This window comes from Corynebacterium sp. sy039, from assembly GCF_007904105.1.
Classification (GTDB): domain Bacteria; phylum Actinomycetota; class Actinomycetes; order Mycobacteriales; family Mycobacteriaceae; genus Corynebacterium.
Map to the genome: position 1 here is coordinate 830495 of NZ_CP042325.1, position 19471 is coordinate 849965.

General features: G+C 47.8%; 20 protein-coding genes and 1 pseudogene. 18 read left to right on the top strand and 3 right to left on the bottom strand.

From position 1 onward, the window contains the following. Nucleotides 1-15 precede the first annotated feature (15 nt). The 14 genes and pseudogenes from FQV43_RS03765 to FQV43_RS03830 all read left to right on the top strand — a co-directional run bounded on the left by FQV43_RS03765 (nt 16) and on the right by FQV43_RS03830 (nt 11555). Entirely contained in the window at nt 16-666 is a 651-nt protein-coding gene (locus tag FQV43_RS03765) for an L-threonylcarbamoyladenylate synthase (RefSeq protein WP_146338967.1), read from the top strand. Then, nucleotides 667-1822, top strand: a pseudogene (locus FQV43_RS03770) (MraY family glycosyltransferase). Nucleotides 1823-1846: 24 nt separating this feature from the next. After that, on the top strand, nt 1847-2302 hold the full coding sequence (locus FQV43_RS03775; RefSeq protein WP_144274590.1) for a hypothetical protein: 456 nt from the start codon (nt 1847-1849) through the stop codon (nt 2300-2302). 401 nt (nt 2303-2703) lie between these two features. Continuing rightward, nucleotides 2704-3489 carry a F0F1 ATP synthase subunit A gene (atpB, locus tag FQV43_RS03780; protein WP_144274592.1) on the top strand — a complete coding sequence of 262 codons (786 nt, stop codon included), beginning with the start codon at nt 2704-2706 and terminating at the stop codon, nt 3487-3489. 96 nt (nt 3490-3585) lie between these two features. Then, entirely contained in the window at nt 3586-3828 is a 243-nt protein-coding gene (gene atpE / locus FQV43_RS03785) for an ATP synthase F0 subunit C (protein ID WP_144274594.1), read from the top strand. 27 nt (nt 3829-3855) lie between these two features. Continuing rightward, nucleotides 3856-4407, top strand: coding sequence for a F0F1 ATP synthase subunit B (locus FQV43_RS03790; protein ID WP_144274596.1), 552 nt, complete (start codon nt 3856-3858; stop codon nt 4405-4407). 5 nt (nt 4408-4412) lie between these two features. Then, nucleotides 4413-5231, top strand: a complete 819-nt coding sequence (locus FQV43_RS03795) for a F0F1 ATP synthase subunit delta (RefSeq protein WP_146338970.1) — start codon at nt 4413-4415, stop codon at nt 5229-5231. Between the two features lie 65 nt (nt 5232-5296). Further along, nucleotides 5297-6925 carry a F0F1 ATP synthase subunit alpha gene (gene atpA / locus FQV43_RS03800; RefSeq protein WP_144274600.1) on the top strand — a complete coding sequence of 543 codons (1629 nt, stop codon included), beginning with the start codon at nt 5297-5299 and terminating at the stop codon, nt 6923-6925. 57 nt (nt 6926-6982) lie between these two features. Further along, entirely contained in the window at nt 6983-7966 is a 984-nt protein-coding gene (locus tag FQV43_RS03805; protein ID WP_144274602.1) for a F0F1 ATP synthase subunit gamma, read from the top strand. A 3-nt stretch (nt 7967-7969) separates the two neighbouring features. Further along, entirely contained in the window at nt 7970-9415 is a 1446-nt protein-coding gene (gene atpD / locus FQV43_RS03810) for a F0F1 ATP synthase subunit beta (protein WP_144274604.1), read from the top strand. A gap of 13 nt (nt 9416-9428) precedes the next feature. Continuing rightward, nucleotides 9429-9800 (top strand): F0F1 ATP synthase subunit epsilon, encoded by a 372-nt coding sequence (locus FQV43_RS03815; protein ID WP_146338972.1) that lies wholly within the window; start codon nt 9429-9431, stop codon nt 9798-9800. Between the two features lie 221 nt (nt 9801-10021). After that, nucleotides 10022-10483 (top strand): DUF2550 domain-containing protein, encoded by a 462-nt coding sequence (locus tag FQV43_RS03820; protein ID WP_144274609.1) that lies wholly within the window; start codon nt 10022-10024, stop codon nt 10481-10483. 62 nt (nt 10484-10545) lie between these two features. Further along, nucleotides 10546-11268 (top strand): endonuclease NucS, encoded by a 723-nt coding sequence (gene nucS / locus FQV43_RS03825; protein WP_146338974.1) that lies wholly within the window; start codon nt 10546-10548, stop codon nt 11266-11268. Nucleotides 11269-11270: 2 nt separating this feature from the next. Continuing rightward, entirely contained in the window at nt 11271-11555 is a 285-nt protein-coding gene (locus FQV43_RS03830) for a hypothetical protein (RefSeq protein ID WP_144274613.1), read from the top strand. 9 nt (nt 11556-11564) lie between these two features. Here FQV43_RS03830 and mce read toward each other — a convergent pair whose 3' ends face one another. Then, entirely contained in the window at nt 11565-12020 is a 456-nt protein-coding gene (gene mce, locus FQV43_RS03835) for a methylmalonyl-CoA epimerase (RefSeq protein WP_146338976.1), read from the bottom strand. Between the two features lie 49 nt (nt 12021-12069). On the opposite strand from mce, the gene FQV43_RS03840 reads away from it, so the two are divergent. Together FQV43_RS03840 and FQV43_RS03845 are read left to right on the top strand one after the other, a co-directional pair. Next, nucleotides 12070-12375 (top strand): thiamine-binding protein, encoded by a 306-nt coding sequence (locus tag FQV43_RS03840; protein WP_144274617.1) that lies wholly within the window; start codon nt 12070-12072, stop codon nt 12373-12375. Between the two features lie 17 nt (nt 12376-12392). Next, nucleotides 12393-13289, top strand: a complete 897-nt coding sequence (locus tag FQV43_RS03845) for a tetratricopeptide repeat protein (protein ID WP_144274619.1) — start codon at nt 12393-12395, stop codon at nt 13287-13289. A gap of 22 nt (nt 13290-13311) precedes the next feature. Here the strand turns inward: FQV43_RS03845 and glgB are convergent, their stop codons facing one another. Beyond that, a complete protein-coding gene (glgB, locus tag FQV43_RS03850; protein WP_146338978.1) occupies nt 13312-15498 on the bottom strand; it encodes a 1,4-alpha-glucan branching protein GlgB in 2187 nt (728 codons plus the stop codon). Between the two features lie 37 nt (nt 15499-15535). Further along, entirely contained in the window at nt 15536-17602 is a 2067-nt protein-coding gene (locus FQV43_RS03855; RefSeq protein WP_146338980.1) for a maltotransferase domain-containing protein, read from the bottom strand. Nucleotides 17603-17785: 183 nt separating this feature from the next. On the opposite strand from FQV43_RS03855, the gene FQV43_RS03860 reads away from it, so the two are divergent. Both FQV43_RS03860 and FQV43_RS03865 read left to right on the top strand, forming a co-directional pair. Beyond that, the gene (locus FQV43_RS03860; RefSeq protein ID WP_144274976.1) at nt 17786-18637 is read left to right on the top strand and encodes an ABC transporter ATP-binding protein; all 852 of its coding nucleotides are present in this window, start codon (nt 17786-17788) and stop codon (nt 18635-18637) included. A 31-nt stretch (nt 18638-18668) separates the two neighbouring features. Then, the gene (locus FQV43_RS03865) at nt 18669-19466 is read left to right on the top strand and encodes an NUDIX hydrolase (protein ID WP_144274625.1); all 798 of its coding nucleotides are present in this window, start codon (nt 18669-18671) and stop codon (nt 19464-19466) included. The last annotated feature ends 5 nt before the right edge of the window (nt 19467-19471 follow it).

The window sequence follows — 19471 nt, forward strand, 5'->3', positions numbered from 1 at the left end:
TGGGTACAAAACGTTATGAGTAGAGTTTATGATTGTGCTGATGCACAAACTCGTGCAACTGGTATTAGAACAGCAGTAAGCGCCGTGAAAAGTGGGCGGTTGATCGTTATGCCTACCGATACACTTTATGGTTTGGGCTGTGATGCTTTCGACAATGATGCTGTCGCAAAACTACTCAGTACTAAACGACGTGGGCCTGATATGCCTGTGCCAGTGCTTATTGGCAGCTGGGATACTGTGCGTGGTTTGGTCGCTCATTATGATGAGCAGCTAGAAACATTAGTGGAAGCATTTTGGCCAGGTGGCCTGTCTCTAGTGGTGCCACAAGCTCCTAGTCTACCGTGGAATCTGGGCGATACCCGTGGCACGGTCATGCTCCGTATGCCTTTGCACCCAGTGGCCATAGAAGTGTTGCGTGAGACTGGACCAATGGCAGTGTCGAGTGCAAATGTGTCTGGGCAAAAACCAGCGACAACCGTCGAAGAAGCTCAGCAACAACTTGGGGCAGCGGTCAATGTTTATCTTGATGGTGGTACTACTCCGGTGGGAGTTGCCTCCACTATTGTCGACTTATCTGGTGACCACCCTGTTATTTTGCGTGAGGGAGCTATTAGTAAGCAGCGCATTACCCAAGTGCTCAATCGTGATCCGGAGAGTCTGACCTAAATGGGATCGGGTGTTGCTGGTGTGCCAATGCGTGAGCTTGCTCTCGTTCTATTAGTGGCAGCAGCTTTGACGTATCTTGCTACTGGCATAATTAGATATGTCATGGTCAGGTACGGCATTCTCAATGAGATCAGAGAACGTGATGCGCATGAACAGCCTAAGCCGCGTTTAGGTGGGGTTGCCATGTTTTCTGGTTTTATTGGTGCAGTGTTTTTGGCGCAACAATTGCCAGCTCTTACTCGTGGTTTCCAACCGATTACCCCAGAAATGAGTGCAGTGCTTTGGTCTGCTTTTGTCATTGTTGTCGTTGGTGTCTTGGACGATTTATGGGATCTTGATGCGTTGACAAAGCTGGTGGGGCAACTATTGGGTGCACTTATCATGAGTTTGCTTGGTCTGACCTGGACTTTGCTCTATATCCCCATTGGTGGCGGTACCACGGTACTTTTGGATCAATTTTTTTCCACAATTATCACAGTGCTTTTTACTGTTACGTTGATCAACGCCATCAATTTCATTGACGGACTTGATGGTCTTGCGGCTGGTTTGGGAATGATAGCCGGGCTTGCTATTTTAGTTTTTTCTATGATTATTCTCCACGACCAAGGAGGCATGGTTTCTGCCTATCCACCAGCAATCATTGCTGCTGCCTTGGTGGGAATTTGTGCAGGATTTTTGCCACATAATTTTGAGCCTTCTCGCATTTTCATGGGAGATTCAGGTGCGATGCTCATTGGTTTGTTGCTGGCAGCAGCAGCTACATCGGCCAGTGGGAAGATCAATATGGGGCTCTATGGCACCGCAGATTTAATTGCGTTGATGTCGCCCATTATCGTAGTGATAGCAGCAGTGTTTGTTCCTATGTTGGATCTGGTCATGGCAGTGGTTCGTCGAGTAGGCAAGGGGCAATCGCCGTTTATGCCAGATAAGAAGCACTTGCACCATCGTTTGCTTTCTTTGGGGCATACACATAGGCGAGTGGCGTTGTTGCTTTTACTTGTGGGTTTCGGTTGCTGCTTTTGGTGCGGTGTCCTTTTCGATCGTGCCGCCTTTTTATGCAGTCGGTGCCATTGTTATTGCTATCGCCGTCGCTATTTTCTTTACCTGGTATCCCGTACATATTCGACAAAAACAAGCTGCTAAAAATACATCGTGACCTTTGGTCTGTAAGATAGTCTTTGTGTCTCAAGAAAATACAGAATCTATCCTTTCTTCAGCTGCTGCACGATTATCGCCTTACGACGACCAACGCAAGCCATATGCCATGGCGGTTCGTCGAGGGCTTATAGCTTTAGCGGGCATTATTGTCCTTTCTTTGATCGTGTGGGGAATTGCTGCAGGTATGCCAGGCGTGTGGGCTGTGCTTATCGGTGGTGCCATTGGTGGCGGCTTTACCCTTTTTACGATGCTGAGTGGTTGGGTGAGTGCTTATGTTGCACCGCAGCTTAGTGTGGGCATTATCCTCGGTAGTTGGTTGCTGAAAATGGTGCTTCTCTTTGTTGTTATGGTACTTATCCGTGATCTGACCTTTTATCATCGGGGTGCTTTTGTGACTACTACCTTCATTGCTTTGGCAGTGACATTAGGTGTAGAAGTCATGTCGATTTTGCGTTCCAAGACTACCTATACACAGTGAGTTTCCTTATCGGCGCTATCGCGGCGGGGGGATGATGCGGGGGTAAGTGACTCTATTCTTATTGCTGTGATTGAACTTACAGTCATACGTTTTCCCCGCTAAAGGCTAATTGTGATGCCAGCTAAAGGTTTTGCTCCAAAAAGTCCTGGCATGGAATAGATATTTAACTAAAATGCCTGCTAATCTAATCGATGGACTACTCAGGGTTTTTGTAGGTCTGCTGTGTGTACTCCATGCTTGCAGGTGAGTAAAAAGGGCTCTGGGAAGTGTCCCTGTTGTTACCGTGCTGATGTGCGACGGAATCCATGGTGATGACAGTGAGATTTTAGACGTCCATCGCACCGTGAAATTTTTTCACGGCCCGAACACGGGAGAGAACGCTGAGCGTTATAACACTGTCGATGAAGGGTGAATTTCATACACCCAACATTGATCACGAATTTTTCCCGGATGCCTTCTGGTTTACTGATGTGGCTGGCGGTTGGTTCCAGATCGACCGCTTGATGTTTGTCCGTCTGCTGATGGCAGTGGTTTTGGGCGCTTTTTTTGCTATAGCAATGCGCAATCCAAAGCTTGTTCCTTCTGGTTTGCAGAATCTAGCCGAGTTTTTCTTGGATTTTGTACGTATTCACATTGCGGAAGATATTTTAGGTAAGAAAGAAGGACGTCGTTTCCTTCCGGTAATTGCCACCATTTTCTTCATTGTGTTTATTATGAATATCCCTTCGGTTATTCCATTCCTTAACATTTCGCCTAATGCTCGTATTGGTATGCCAATTGTGCTGGCGGCATTTGGATATATAGCTTTCATTTATGCCGGAGTTAAACGATACGGTTTCTTCAAGTACATACGATCATCAGTGGTAATTCCGCATTTGCCATTCCTGGTCTATTTTCTTGTTATTCCACTGGAGTTCATATCTACATTTATTGTTCGTCCAGTATCGTTAGCTATTCGTCTTATGGTTAATATGCTCGCAGGACACGTCATCCTCGTGCTTATTTTCTCTGCGACAAATTTCTTCTTCTGGCAGTTAAATGGCTGGACTGCAATGTCCGCAGTAACCATTGTTTTTGGTGTACTTATGACACTCTTTGAGTGTCTAGTGATCTTCTTGCAGGCGTATATTTTCGCCTTGTTGGTCGCTGTGTACATTGAATTATCGCTTCATGCAGATGAACACTGATGAGCAACCAGTGCATCCCTTGCGGATCACAAATCTCTATAGTATTGAAGTATTTGTCAGGTAAATATCTGACTTATAGAAAGGGAACTTTTTCTCATGAATGAAATCATTTTGGCAGCAGGAAACGCTGGTGGAATTGAAGGTAGCATCGCTGGTATCGGTTTCGGTCTTTCTGCCATTGGTCCTGGTATCGGTATCGGTATCATCGGTGGTAAAACTGTTGAGGGTATGGCACGCCAGCCTGAGATGGTTGGTCAGCTTCGTACCGCTATGATTTTGGCTATCGCTTTCGCCGAGGTTTTGGGTCTTTTGGGCTTCATCGGCGCTTTTATCTTCTAATCATTACAACACGAAAGCTACAGATACATGACGAACGTCATTCAATTTCTAGCCGCAGAAGAAGGCTCAAATAGTGTTCTTCTACCTGCTACTTACGACATCGTCTGGTCTATCGTTGTGCTTATTGTCCTAGGGGCACTATTCACTTACTTCGTGTTACCGAAGTTTAAGGAAGTTCTTTCCGAACGTGAGGACCGGATCGCAGGTGGTATTCAGCGTGCTGAAGTAGCACAAGCTGAGGCGAAAGCGGCTCTTGAGAAGTACAATGCTCAACTTGCTGATGCACGCGCTGAGGCAGCTGAAATTCGTGATGAAGCCCGTGCGCGGGGTAAGCAAATTGAAGCTGAATACAAAGCGAAAGCTATCGAAGAGAGCAACCGAATTATTGAATCTGGCGAAAAGCAACTTGCTGCTCAGCGTGAGCAGGTTGTTGCAGAGCTACGTCGTGAAATGGGTCAGAACTCGATTTCTTTGGCTGAGCGTTTGCTCGGAGAACAACTCTCTGACGACGTAAAACGTTCAGGAACCATTGATCAGTTCTTGTCTGGTCTAGACACCGTTAGCGCAACAGGAAAGTGAGCACAATGCATACAGCGAGCCGTGAGGCACTAGCTCAGGTTTCTTCCCATATTGATACTGCATTGCAGGGGAATGAAAATGCTGTAGCTATTGCCGCCCAGACTGGCGCTGAGCTTTTTGATGTTGTTGATGTTTTGGAAGGCGATCGTCGTTTACGCATTGCCGTTGCAGATTCATCACGCATAGCTCAGCAACGTTCGGGTCTCATCTCTGCTGTGTTTGCCGGTAAAGTCTCACAGACTACTCTTGAAGTGCTCATCACTGCAGCAAGTCTCGAGTGGTCTACTCCTCGCGAGTTCCGTGCTGGTTTGGTCGAATTAGGTCGCCATGCACTATTGCGATCAGCAGAAGTTCAAGGGCAGATTGGGCAAGTAGAAGAAGAGCTCTTCCGTTTGTCTCGTCTCTTGGGCAAAGAAGCACAATTGACTCTTCTGCTTGATGATCGCAGCGCAGATCCACAACGAAAGAGTGCGTTATTTGCAAGTGTTCTTTATGGCAAGGTTACTGCGGTAACTGAAGCACTTGCTTTGCAGGTAACGCGTCGCACTGAGCACAATGTTATTGATGATATCAATGCATTATCGAAGAAAGCTGCTGCATTGCAGGGGCGCGATGTTGCTTTTGTGGTGTCTGCTACAGAACTCAGTGGTGCACAAAATGACTCATTGGCGAATAAGCTAGAGCAGATTTATGGTCGTGCGATGAACATCCACTCTGAGGTTGATCCCAGCCTCCTCGGTGGCATGATTATCCGAGTTGGCGATGAAGTAATAGATGGATCAACTTCTGGAAAGATTGAACGTCTACGTGCGAATTTTGTCTAACACGACAACACACTAATAGTTAAGAATAGAAATTGCTGGAAGAAACAACCGAGAGCAGGAAGAACATGGCGGAGCTTACGATCTCCTCCGACGAGATCCGTAGCGCGATTGCGAACTACACCTCGAGCTACTCCGCGGAGGCCTCCCGTGAGGAGGTTGGCGTGGTGATTTCGGCAGCCGATGGTATTGCCCAGGTATCTGGCCTTCCATCTGTTATGGCGAATGAGCTGCTTGAGTTCCCAGGTGGCGTAATTGGCGTCGCTCAGAACCTCGATACCGATCGCGTTGGTGTCGTAGTCTTGGGCAACTATGAAAGCCTTAAAGAAGGCGATGAAGTTAAGCGGACTGGAGAAGTCCTTTCGATTCCGGTCGGGGATAATTTCCTTGGTCGTGTTATCAACCCTTTGGGTCAGGTCATTGACGGGCTTGGTGCTGTTGAAGCTGAAGAAAACCGTGTGCTTGAGTTGCAGGCACCAACTGTTTTGCAGCGTCAGCCAGTGGAAGAGCCAATGCAGACCGGTATCAAAGCTATTGACGCAATGACCCCTATTGGTCGTGGTCAGCGTCAGTTGATCATTGGTGACCGTAAGACTGGTAAGACTGCTGTATGCATCGATACCATCTTGAACCAGAAGGCTAACTGGGAGTCTGGCGACAAGAACAAACAAGTTCGTTGTATTTATGTTGCTATTGGTCAAAAAGGCTCAACAATTGCCGCTGTCCGTAAAACCCTAGAAGAGCATGGTGCATTGGAGTACACCACAATTGTGGCAGCACCTGCTTCTGATTCTGCTGGTTTCAAGTGGCTTGCGCCTTTCGCAGGTGCAGCATTGGGACAGCACTGGATGTACCAGGGCAATCACGTATTGGTCATCTATGATGATTTGACTAAGCAGGCTGAGGCATACCGTGCTATCTCCTTGCTTCTTCGTCGCCCACCAGGACGTGAAGCATACCCAGGTGACGTTTTCTACTTGCACTCTCGTTTGCTAGAACGTGCAGCTAAGCTCTCCGACGATATGGGAGCTGGTTCTATGACCGCGCTGCCAATCATTGAAACCAAAGCGAACGACGTATCTGCCTTCATTCCTACCAACGTAATTTCTATTACTGATGGTCAGGTATTCCTTGAGTCCGATCTCTTTAACCAGGGTGTTCGTCCTGCGATTAACGTTGGTGTGTCGGTTTCTCGTGTTGGTGGTGCTGCACAGACAAAGGGCATGAAGAAAGTTTCTGGTTCCTTGCGTCTTGATCTTGCTGCATATCGTGATCTTGAGGCTTTCGCTACTTTCGCGTCTGACCTTGATCCTGCGTCGAAAGCTCAGCTTGATCGTGGTGCTCGTCTCGTGGAATTGCTCAAGCAATCTGAGAACTCACCACAGACTGTTGAACATCAAATTGTGTCAATCTGGCTTGCTGGTAATGGACACTTCGATTCTGTTCCCGTCGAAGACATCCGTCGCTTTGAGTCAGAGTTGATTGAGAATCTTCACTCCACAACACCTGAAGTTTTCGAGCAAATCGCTGGTGGTGCACAGCTTTCTGAGGACTCTCAGAATGCTCTGGTTGCTGCTACCGATAAGTTCAAGCGTTCTTTCCAGACCACTGATGGCACTGTTGTTATCAATGAACCTGAGGTTGATGCGCTTGCTGCAGGTGACGTACAAAAGAACCAGCTAAAGGTGAAGAAGTAAAGTTTTAAGACTTTATTTTAGAGCCATCAATTAGGAAAGAAGGGAGGCGAAAGATCCATGGCAAATCTTCGAGAATTGCGTGACCGAATTAAATCGGTGAACTCAACAAAGAAGATTACTAAAGCGCAAGAGCTTATTGCGACATCTCGCATTACTAAAGCGCAGGCACGGGTCGAGGCTTCATTGCCTTACGCCACCGAGATCCACAATGTGATGGAGCGTTTGGCCTCAGCTAGTTCTTTGGATCATCCGATGCTACGTGAACGAGAAGGCGGTAACCGCGCAGCTATTCTTGTAGTATCGAGTGATCGCGGCATGGCTGGTGGGTACAACTACAATGTCTTCAAGAAAGCTGCTGAGTTGCAGAAATTGCTTGAAGAAACCGGCTATGAGGTTGTCCGCTACGTCACAGGAAATAAGGGAGTTGCTTATTATAAGTTCCGCGGCGAAGAAGTCGCAGGTGCTTGGACAGGTTTCTCCCAGGATCCGACGTGGAGTGGTACTCACGACGTTCGCCATCATCTCATTGATGGATTCACTGCAACGTCTGAGGGAACCACACAGTGGTGCGAGGGCTTAACTGCTGAAGAAGGAAACGGCATTAAAGGCTTTGACCAAGTTCATGTGGTCTACACTGAGTTTGAGTCAATGCTTACCCAAACCCCTCGTGCTTTCCAACTGCTGCCCATCGAACCAGTTATTGAGACGAGCGATCACACAGATAGTGCAATCGATCGTCACGATAAGACATCTGGTACACCAGAGTCAGATGTAGAGTTTGAGCCTGATGCGGATACTTTGTTGTCTGCATTATTGCCACAGTATGTATCCCGCAGCTTGTATGCAATGTTCTTAGAAGCATCTGCTTCGGAATCTGCATCTCGTCGTAATGCGATGAAATCTGCGACCGATAATGCTACTGCATTGGTTAAGGATCTTTCACGTGTGGCTAACCAGGCTCGTCAGGCACAAATTACCCAGGAAATCACAGAGATTGTCGGTGGCGCTGGTGCGCTCGCCGAAAGCGCAGAAAGTGACTAGATTATGACCACAGCTCTTACAGAGCAGAACACGCAAACCGCGTCTGTCGCGGGTCGCGTTGTGCGCGTCATCGGTCCGGTCGTCGACGTGGAATTCCCACGCGGCGAGCTGCCGGCACTGTATAACGCGCTGACTGTCGAGGTAACTCTCGAGGCAGTTGCAAAGACCATTACGCTTGAGGTAGCCCAGCACTTGGGTGACAACCTCGTGCGTACCATTTCCATGGCGCCTACCGACGGACTTGTCCGCGGCGCTGAGGTAACTGATTCTGGTAAGCCAATTTCCGTGCCAGTTGGTGACGTTGTGAAAGGACACGTTTTCAACGCGCTAGGTGATTGTCTTGACCAGCCAGGTCTAGGCCGTGATGGTGAGCAGTGGGGTATCCACCGCGATCCACCACCATTCGACCAGCTCGAAGGTAAAACCGAAATCCTGGAAACCGGCATTAAGGTGATCGACCTTCTCACCCCATACGTAAAGGGTGGAAAGATTGGTCTGTTCGGTGGTGCAGGTGTGGGTAAGACCGTTCTTATCCAGGAGATGATTACCCGTATCGCTCGTGAGTTCTCCGGTACATCTGTATTCGCAGGTGTTGGTGAGCGTACTCGTGAGGGTACTGACCTCTTCCTTGAAATGGAAGAAATGGGTGTGCTTCAGGATACCGCCTTGGTATTCGGTCAGATGGACGAGCCACCAGGAGTTCGTATGCGTGTAGCTCTTTCTGGTCTGACAATGGCGGAGTACTTCCGCGATGTTCAGCACCAGGACGTGCTGTTGTTCATCGACAACATCTTCCGTTTCACCCAGGCAGGTTCTGAGGTATCTACCTTGCTAGGCCGTATGCCTTCTGCTGTGGGTTACCAGCCAACCTTGGCTGATGAGATGGGTGTTCTACAGGAGCGCATTACTTCTACAAAGGGTAAGTCCATTACCTCTTTGCAGGCTGTGTATGTTCCTGCTGATGACTACACCGACCCAGCCCCAGCAACCACATTCGCTCACTTGGATGCAACCACAGAGCTTGACCGTTCTATTGCTTCCAAGGGTATTTACCCAGCGGTGAACCCACTAACATCTACCTCTCGTATTCTTGAGCCAGGTATCGTTGGTGAGCGTCACTACGAGGTTGCGCAGCGAGTTATCCACATCTTGCAGAAGAACAAAGAACTTCAGGACATCATCGCCATTCTTGGTATGGATGAGCTTTCTGAAGAGGATAAGATCACTGTTCAGCGTGCTCGTCGCCTTGAGCGTTTCTTGGGTCAGAACTTCTTCGTTGCAGAGAAGTTCACTGGTATCCCAGGTTCTTATGTGCCGCTTTCTCATACCATCGACGCTTTCGAGCGTATTTGCAATGGCGATTTCGATCACTACCCTGAGCAGGCCTTTAACGGTCTAGGTGGTTTGGACGACGTCGAAGCTGCATACAAGAAATTGACTGAGAAGTAGGGGAGGAACGGACATGGCTGACATCACCGTTGAAATAGTCTCTGTGGAACGTGTGTTGTGGAGCGGACACGCTAGCATTGTTACCGCACAAACCACAGAAGGCGAACTCGGCGTGCAGCCTGGTCACGTGCCATTTCTAGGGCAACTAGCCGAAAATGGCATTGTGACGGTTACTCCTGTGGATGGCAGCAAACTTGTTGCTGCTGTTCAAGGTGGCTTCATCTCTGTTTCTGCAGATAAAATCACTGTGCTTGCCGAATACGCTATTTGGTCTAATGAGGTTGACACCACATCAGCAGAAGCGAATTTGCAGTCTAGTGATGCACTATCTAAAGCTCGTGCTGAAGCTGAACTAAAAGCTGTCCGTCGAAGCGCAGGAGTATAACCTACACCTGCGACAGTGTTCACGTAGTTCATGTATTGGCGGCATGATTTCTCTTATGGGAGTCATGCCGCCTTTGCTTTTTCAGGTCATTCTAGCTGGATAGTGATACGTTCCACATTTTTAGAAAGTAATTCTGTTTTTTAGAAGGCGAAGTAGTATTATGGATTAAAATCTGAACACATCACCCATCAGTCCCTCTGTGTTAAGGATGCGTTTCGCCTGTGAAGTACGTATTTATTGCATTGGGTATTATCGCCCTATTTTTTGTAGTATTTGCCGCATGGCGTTTCTTAACTTTGCGTTCTAAAGGTACACCAGTTATTTTGCGTCGCCTTCCTGCCACTGGTACGCATGGCTGGCGTCATGGTCTTTTTCGCTATCATGGGGATAGCTTGCACTATTTCATGTTGCGCTCTATCGCACCGCTAGCAGATATGCTTTTTGAGCGTACGCATGTAGTTATTAAGGGTCATCGTGATGTAACTAATCGTGAGGACTCTTTTTTATTTGGTGATAAAATTGTTCAGTTTTCACACCACGGACAAGACTATGAATTAGTATGCAGTCCCCATGCAGAAATGGCTTTCACCGCTTGGGTAGAGGCGGCACCCAGTTCGCGTATGGATAAAATGAATCCTAAAGATTTACTTCGTAGAATCGGTAAAGATAATACGCAAAAGTAATCCTGTGCCAAGTTCAGCGTGGGGTGCGCTATATTTGCTTATCTGCAGTTAAGGTCTAAAGAATGCGTTTAGTCATTGCTCGTTGTTCAGTGGATTATGTCGGTCGTCTTGAAGCACACCTGCCGATGGCTGATCGGCTTATCATGATTAAAGCTGATGGTTCAGTTTCAATCCATGCAGATGATCGTGCGTATAAACCACTCAACTGGATGACACCGCCATGTACTCTCACAGAAACAGAAGTACCAGTAGCAGAGCTTGAAGATGCACAAGTAAAAGCACAGATGGACGCGCAGACAACGGTGGCATTATGGATCGTAGAAAATAAAAAAGGTGAGCAGCTAAGAATCACAGTTGAAGCCATCCACTCTGATTTGTCTTACAATCTTGGTGAAGATCCTGGATTGATTAAAGACGGCGTCGAGGCGCATTTACAAGAATTATTAGCCGAGCATATTGATACTTTAGGGGAAGGGCATTCGCTTATTCGACGTGAATATCCCACTGCTATCGGACCAGTAGACATTTTGTGCCGCAATGAGCAAGGGCAGACTGTAGCGGTCGAGATTAAACGACGTGGTGGTATTGATGGCGTTGAGCAGCTTTCTCGTTATCTAGAACTATTAAACAGAGATGAGCTATTGGCTCCAGTGCAGGGAGTGTTTGCTGCGCAAGAAATTAAACCGCAGGCACGTACTTTGGCCAATGACCGAGGGATTCGCTGCGTCACTCTTGATTATGATGCGCTCCGTGGCATTGAGTCTACGGAATTGCGTTTGTTCTAATCATGGGAAGAAAGAATAGGCGAGCGCCGTCGAAGCAGCCGTCTCGTCCTCTCGACGCTGCTACCTTGTGGGGTACGCAAAGCATGGAAGGACCTGCATGGACGCAGGGCGAAATTTACCATGTGCGAAGGATGAGTGCTTCTGCTGCAACCAAAAGATATATTTGCCCAGGGTGCAACCAAGATATTATGCCAGCGGTGGCGCATATTGTGGCGTGGCCTCGTGATTATGGGCGCGGAATAGAAGATCGCCGTCACTGGCACACTGGATGCTGGCAACGGCGGTAGTCTTGAAAATTACTGGATGGGTTGTGTGAGCTCTAGCAGGACACCACCTGCATCTTTGGGATGTACAAAGTTAATTTTTGCCCCTCCGGTACCAATTTTAGGTTCCGGATAGAGCAAACGAATACCTTGGTCGGTTAAATGTTTGCTCAGCGCCACAATATCATTGGTGCGCAAGCACATTTGCTGTAATCCTGGCCCTTTTTTGTCGAGAAACTTTGCAATGGTTGATTCCTCATTGAGTGGGGCAAGCAGCTGGATCATTCCATCAGTGGTGCCGAGATTTTTAGGACCAATCATTGCTTCTACAACGCCTTGTTCCTCATTGGTTTCTTGGTGATGGTTTACCCAACCAAATGCAGAGCGATAGAATTCCACAGCAGCGTCGAGATCAGCAACTGCAATACCTACATGGTCAAGGCAATCAACAAGTTCGTGGGGGATAGTGATATCAGAAAAAGAACTCATGGTTATGTAGTCTAATAGGTAACGATGAACTTAGGCAGGTACTTTTATCATGATTATTGCTTTTTCTGTTGCTCCTACCGAGGTAGCTAATGCACAAGCCGAAATGGCAGATATCGTCGCGGCAGCCATTAAGGTGGTACGAGAATCTGGACTTCCTAATGAGACAAATGCCATGTTTACCCTCATTGAAGGCGAATGGGAGGAAGTCATGGCAGTGGTAAAGAAAGCAACAGATGTGGTTCTTGAACTTTCTCCGCGTGCATCTTTAGTGATTAAGGCAGATATTCGTCCCGGGTATAGTGGACAGCTAAAGTCAAAAGTAGAATCAGTTGAGCGTCGTTTAGCTCAAGAATAACAAGAGAAGGAAGAGCAATGACTACTCCACAGCGTTTTGTCGCTGGCGCAATAGATTTAGCTGAAGTAAAGGCACGAGCGGAACAACGTGCACAAGCGCTGGCACAACCTGCAACATCTCAACCAGCAGCCACAGTTACATTAACTATGGACAATGTTGAGCAAGAGCTGATTAAGCGCTCTGCTGAAGTGCCGGTGGTCGTGCTGATCGGTACGCCGCGCAGCCCTGATTCAGAACAACTCAAAGCTGATTTATCTGCGCTGGCACAAGAGGCTGCACTGCAGTTTATTTTTGGCTATATCGACGCTGATGCCACTCCTGAGGTTGCTCGTATGTTTGGCATCCAAGGCTTGCCGACGGTTGTCGCCATTGCTGCTGGGCAGCCTATTGCTAATTTCGAGGGTGGGCAACCGCGCCAAGCACTAGAGCAATGGATCAATGCGGTTATCAAGGCTGTCGCTGGGCAATTAACTGGTTTAGCTCAACAAGAAACACCCGAAGATCCTCAATTTGCTGCGGCTACTCAGGCGCTTAACAATGGTGATTTCCTTGCAGCAATTGAGGTCTACGACACGATCTTGGCAAAAGAGCCTAAGAATCAGCAGGCGCTTCAAGCTCGTGATAACGCAAAATTCCTCTATCGGTTGCAGCAGAATAAGGATCAGCCAGATCCCATTGCCTATGCGCGTATGCATCCCGACGATATCGATGCGGCATTCCAAGCAGCTGATGCATATATTGCGGCTTCGCAACCTGAAGAAGCCTTCTCTTTGCTACTTGATTTATTAGAGACAAAGACCGGAGATGATAAGGCCACGATCAAAGATCGTCTGGTGGAATTATTTGCGCTTTATGAGGCTCATGATCCTCGAGTGCTCAAAGCACGAGCCCGAATGGCTAGTGCTCTATTCTAATGAGGTCACCATACCGGGAATCTCAGCCTGCCCAGCGATAGAGCTGCGCGCTCATTGCTGGGATATGCAGATTGACAGAGTAGGGATAATTATCCCATTCTTTGCCACTGCACACCGTGCTCGGCAGCAGATTATTTGCCCCTTGGTAGATCCCTGCATCACTATTAAATACGCATTCCCAGGTACCAGCCTCGGGAACGCCAAGGCGATAATGAGTATGGCTGACACCGCTAAAATTAAAGACGCACAGCATTTTTTCTCCAGTGGCGCTATAGCGAATAAACGCCAGGATATTATGCTGCGCTTCATCTGCTTTCACCCAGCTAAACCCCGATTCTTCATTGTCGAGGCTAAAAAGTTCAGGGCTGCGTCGATAAAGCATATTGAGGTCATGGGTTAAACGGCTAATACCAGCGTGATAGTGATCTTCTTGGTTAATATCCTCCCAGTCTAAGCTGCGGTCATGAGCCCATTCTCTTTCTTGCCCAAACTCCTGACCTTGGAAGAGCAGTTTTTTCCCGGGATGAGCATACATATAGGTAAGCAAAGCACGTAGACCAGCTGCTTTATTCCACTTGTCACCTGGAATTTTTCTCCATAGTGAACCTTTACCATGTACTACTTCATCGTGACTGAACGGAAGAATGAATTTTTCTGAATACGCATATACCAGCGAAAAAGTGATTTTGTTATGGTGATATTGGCGGTGAATGGGATCTTCCTGGAAATAGGCCAAGGTATCATTCATCCACCCCATATTCCATTTCATCGAAAAACCTAATCCGCCCTGCGTCGTAGGAGAGGTAACTCCTGGCCAGGAAGTCGATTCCTCAGCAATAGTGAGTACCCCACGATGATGTTTATGCACAGTGGCGTTGAGTTCTTGCAAAAATTGCACTGCTTCTATGTGCTCTCTGCCTCCGTATTCATTGGGCAACCATTCGTTTTCGCCTCGTGAATAGTCCAAATAGAGCATTGACGCTACCGCATCGACGCGCAGTCCATCGATATGGAACTCTTCACACCAATAGAGCGCATTGGCAATAAGGAAATTGCGTACGTGATTCAGACCATAATTAAAGACAAAAGTTCCCCAATCCTTTTGCTCACCACGTCGCCAGTCTGGATGCTCATAGAGAGCTTGACCATCAAAGCGTCCTAGGGCAAAGGAATCTTTAGGGAAATGCGCTGGAACCCAGTCCATAATGACACCAATACCGGCATTGTGGAAGGCGTCGATAAGCGCTTTAAGCTCATTTGGGCTCCCCCAAGCAGAGTAGGGCGCATAATAACCAGACACCTGATACCCCCACGAACCGCCGAAAGGATGCTGTGCTACTGGCAAAAATTCAACGTGCGTATAGCCCATTGTGTGGACATAATCGACTAATTCAGTGGCAAGGTCATGATAGCTACGTCCTTGTTTCCAAGAACCAAGGTGAACCTCGTAAATACTCATGGGTGCATTATCTGCGCAGTAGTGTTTGCGCTGTTCAAGCCAAGCAGCATCCTGCCATTGGTAGTTTGTTCCAGACACAATCGACGCTGTCTCTGGTGGTTTTTGCGCCAGCTGAGCTAACGGATCTGCTTTATCTAAGCGAGTGCCATCAGCAGTATAGATAGCATATTTATACACTGCACCTGCGCTTACTGTGGGAATGAAAATTTCCCACACGCCTGAATCTCCAAGGAGACGCATAGGATGTTGATCAGGGTTCCAACCATTAAAATCCCCAATGACAGCAACACCAGCGGCATGAGGCGCCCATACTGCAAAAGACGTACCAGAAACCTGACCGAGTTCTGTGGTGTACTCGCGCACATGGGCACCAAGAACCTCCCACAGACGTTCATGCCGCCCCTCGCCAATAAGATGCAAGTCCAGCTCGCCTAGAGTGGGCGAAAAAGAGTAAGGATCTGCACATTCTGCGACAAGCCCACTAGCCCAGGTGATGTGCAAGCGATAATCACTATCAGCAGGCTGTGCGACGATAGCTCCAAAGAAATCATGATCGAGTTTTTCTAAGGGAAAACTGCGTTGTCCACAGTGCAGTTCTACCTTTTGCGCCCCAATACACCGAGTGAGAAAACGGCTATGACTCGCGTCAAGAGTATGCAAGCCATAAATTGCGTGTGGATCAGTGCAAGCATGAGTGAGCAGAGAATACTCATCATGGTGGTGTAGCTGTAGTGAAGAAAAAGTAGACATGAAAGGTTCCTAGGATCTAAAAACTATAGTCCGAGTATTAGTTATGATAATTGGCTGGTCTATGCGTTATGACCCCAGTTCTTAGGTGTTTGGGTACAGGTGCGATGCTAAGAATATGTGCGACATCGCAGAATGGGTCGAGTCGGATGTAGTTATGCGCACTCCAAGTGAAATGCTGCTTGGTCACTAGATCGTAGACCGCAAAACTGTGGTCCTTATTCTCTGGTTGACCAAGCGCTGATAGATCAAGGCTTAGGGTGGTTTCTTGTGCGTGGTGTGGATCGAGATTCACTACCACGATAATCGCGTTTCCTGTGACAGGATCGACTTTAGAATACGCCAGGATATTGTCATTATCGGTGTGGTGGAAGTGCAATACCCGAAGTTGTTGCAATGCTGGGTGGTCACGTCGAATCTGGTTCAGTAATTGAATGAATGGTTCTAGTGAATCCCCGTTGCGTCGTGCAGTGGCAAAATCACGTGGGCGTAGCTCAAATTTTTCGCTGTCAAGATATTCTTCACTACCCGGAGCAACAGCGGTGTGTTCATAAAGCTCATAACCAGAATACACACCCCATAATGGTGATAATGTTGCTGCTAAGACTGCTCGAATAGCAAATATAGCTCGACCGCCATGCTGTAAGCTTGCATGTAAAATATCTGGTGTGTTCACAAAAAGATGAGGACGTGATACATCAGCCATTGCCGTTATCTCTCGAGCAAATTGCTCTACCTCGGCTTTTGTTACTTTCCAGGTGAAATATGTATAAGACTGTGAGAATCCTGCTTTTGCTAAACCATACAGGCGTGCTGGTCTGGTAAAGGCTTCAGCAAGGAAAATGACCTCAGGGTTGTTGCGATGAATCCGCGAAATCAGCCATGCCCAAAAGTTAGTTGGTTTAGTATGAGGATTATCTACTCGGAAAGTACGCACCCCACGATCAACCCAGAATTGTACGATGCGCAGCAATTCTTCATAAATTGCTGTTGGTGCGTTATCAAAATTCAGGGGATAAATGTCTTGGTATTTCTTAGGTGGATTTTCTGCGTAGGCAATCGTTCCGTCGGCAAGAATAGTGAAAAATTCCGGGTGGGTTTGTGCCCACGGGTGATCGGGTGCAGCTTGGAACGCGAGATCAAGAGCAATCTCTAATCCAAGTGATGTGGCAGTATCGAGTAAAAATTGAAAATCCTCAAGGGTTCCCAGTTCCGGATGCACGCTATCATGCCCGCCGGCAACAGAACCAATTGCCCACGGGGATCCCACATCTGTTGGCTGTGCGACGAGCGTATTATTTTTTCCTTTACGATTGACCGCACCAATAGGGTGAATCGGCGGAAAATAAACAGTATCAAAACCCATATCTGCTACGCGCTTGAGTGCTTGAGCAGTGCTACGGAAGGTGCCATGAATGGGGTTTCCTTGATCATCCCAACCCCCAGTAGAGCGAGGAAAAAGCTCATACCAGGAGCTAAAAAGCGCTTTTTTGCGTTCGACGAGCACCTGTTGGCTTGGTGCGGCAGATACTAAATCCCGCAGAGGATAGGCACGAATAAGCTCAAGAATTGGTTGGGCGAGTGCAACGGATAGTTTCTCAGCTACGGGTTGTGCGGAAAGGAGAAGTTGTGCGACGGAAAGGAGCGTGTCTTTTTCCTGTGCTGTGTGGGTTAATTGTGCAGTGCGTTGAAAAAGTTGAGCCCCTGTTGCCCAGTCATTGGCTAGTTCTTCGTTGTTTTGTCTTGCTTGCGCTTTTTTAGTTATGGCATTGCGCCAGGTTGCCATTGGATCTGACCATGCTTCTATCTGAAAAGACCAGATACCCATGACATCTGGAACAAAGCCACTATGCATTCGATCAACATCGACAGGATCACGATAAAAACTTTGAGTAAGTTCTGTGCTATCACGTGTTGAATCTGCAGGAGGAGTAATGCGCAGTGTGGCATTGATACAGTCATGTCCTTCACGCCAGATAAGAGCACTGATAGGAATATACTCACCAACCACGGCTTTTGCTGCAACTGTGCCGTGGGCGATAGTGGGGTGGATGTCGTCGATAGCAAGGCGGGGAAAAGAGGTGAGGCTTGGAGACTGAGTGGACAAGTTGGTGGCTCCTCATCATAGATTGCTTTGTCACTAAGTTTACCTGTGTCACTCACACAGATGCAGTACTTTATCCACAATGATTAGAGATAGATGCGTTAGCGTGCTGGATAAGCCAGAATGGAAGAGGAAGACGCAATGCCAGAACAGTCACAACAGTCAGAAATGTCGGGGATAGTGGGAATGTATAAGCACGATACAGATAATGAGCACAGCGATCGTAATCCAGACTTGCTTATAGACTTTGAGAATGTATCTTTTATCCGTTCTGGCAAGGCTCTGTTGGAATCGGTGACCTGGCAGGTAGAACTCGATGAACGCTGGGTTATCCTCGGGCCAAATGGCGCTGGTAAAACTACGCTTATTCGCTTGGCAGCAGCAGAAGAATTTCCTTCAGCTGGTCGGGCATGGCTGATGGGGGAGCGTATCGGCAAAACTGATATGCGTGATCTACGTACGATGATTGGGCTTTCTTCTGCTGCAGTCGCCAGTCGGATAGCGCCGGAAGAAAAAGTCACTGATCTGGTTATTTCTGCAGGTTATGCCATTCTTGGTCGGTGGCGTGAAGAGTATAGTGAACCAGATTTTGCGCAAACCCTCCAGGTGCTAGAGCGTGTTGGCGCTTTGCATTTGGTCGATCGCAATTGGGGAACACTTAGCGAAGGAGAGCGCAAGCGTGTGCTTGTAGCACGTGCCTTGATGACTAACCCAGAATTATTGCTTCTCGACGAACCGGCTTCGGGTATGGATCTGGGGGGTCGTGAGGATCTGGTGGGATACCTCAGCGAACTTGCTCTTGATCCTGATGCACCAGCAATGGTGATGATTACTCATCATGTGGAAGAAATACCTGATGGTTTTACCCACGCCCTTTTGCTTGATGAAGGCACTGTAGTGGCACAAGGTTTGATAGATGATGTGCTCACTGATGAGAATCTTTCTCGTGCGTTTCATCAGCAGATGAGGATCGATAAGATTGATGGGCGCTATTTCGCGCGCCGAGCGCGACAAGGTGGTTCACATCGGGCTGTTTAGGAATTAGGAAAGGAAGAAGGGGCACGGCATTATGCCTCCGATAGTTGAGGGTCTTGGCGGTAGAAAACTTGCGGTTACCGTGTTGATACTTCGTGATACCGCAGCAGGGTTAGAGGTTTTTGTCCAAGAGCGTGTCTCATCTATGCCTACTTTTCCTAATACTACGGTATTTCCTGGTGGCGGTGTAGATCCTCGTGACTTAGAAGAACCTATGGATCAGGTGCATAATACGTGGGGCGGTCCGGATCTAGATTTTTGGTCCCAGTCACTTAAAGTCGATAAGCGGATGGCGCGAGGCTTAGTATGTGGTGCTGCACGTGAACTTTTTGAGGAAACAGGAACCTTATTGGCTGGTCATGTGGGTGGTGCACCGGTACAAGATGCTACTCCGTATCATCCACAGCGGCTTGCTTTAGAAAGTCATCGGCTTTCTTTATCTCAGGTTTTGGCACGTAATCAACTGGTACTGCGCACTGATTTGCTATATCCCTTTGCGCGATGGGTGAGTGCTCCGACGGATGAGCATCAATTTGATGTCTATAGTTTTTTGGCGACGGCACCTGATGGGCAAGAACCTGATGGAAATACCCGAGAAGCTGCGTCGACTGGCTGGTTTACTCCTGATCTTATCCTTGATGGGTGGCGTGCAGGATTATTGCAGTTGGTGATTCCAACGTGGGCACAATTGCTCCACTTAAGCCATTTTCATAGTGTAGAAGAAGCGTTTGAGGCAGCCAAAGAGATTGATATTGCTCCTGTGATTGGTGATCCTGTTGATGATCCTCGGTATTATGAGTTTTTTCATGTCAAGCCGCCTAAACGCTTCTGAAGTGG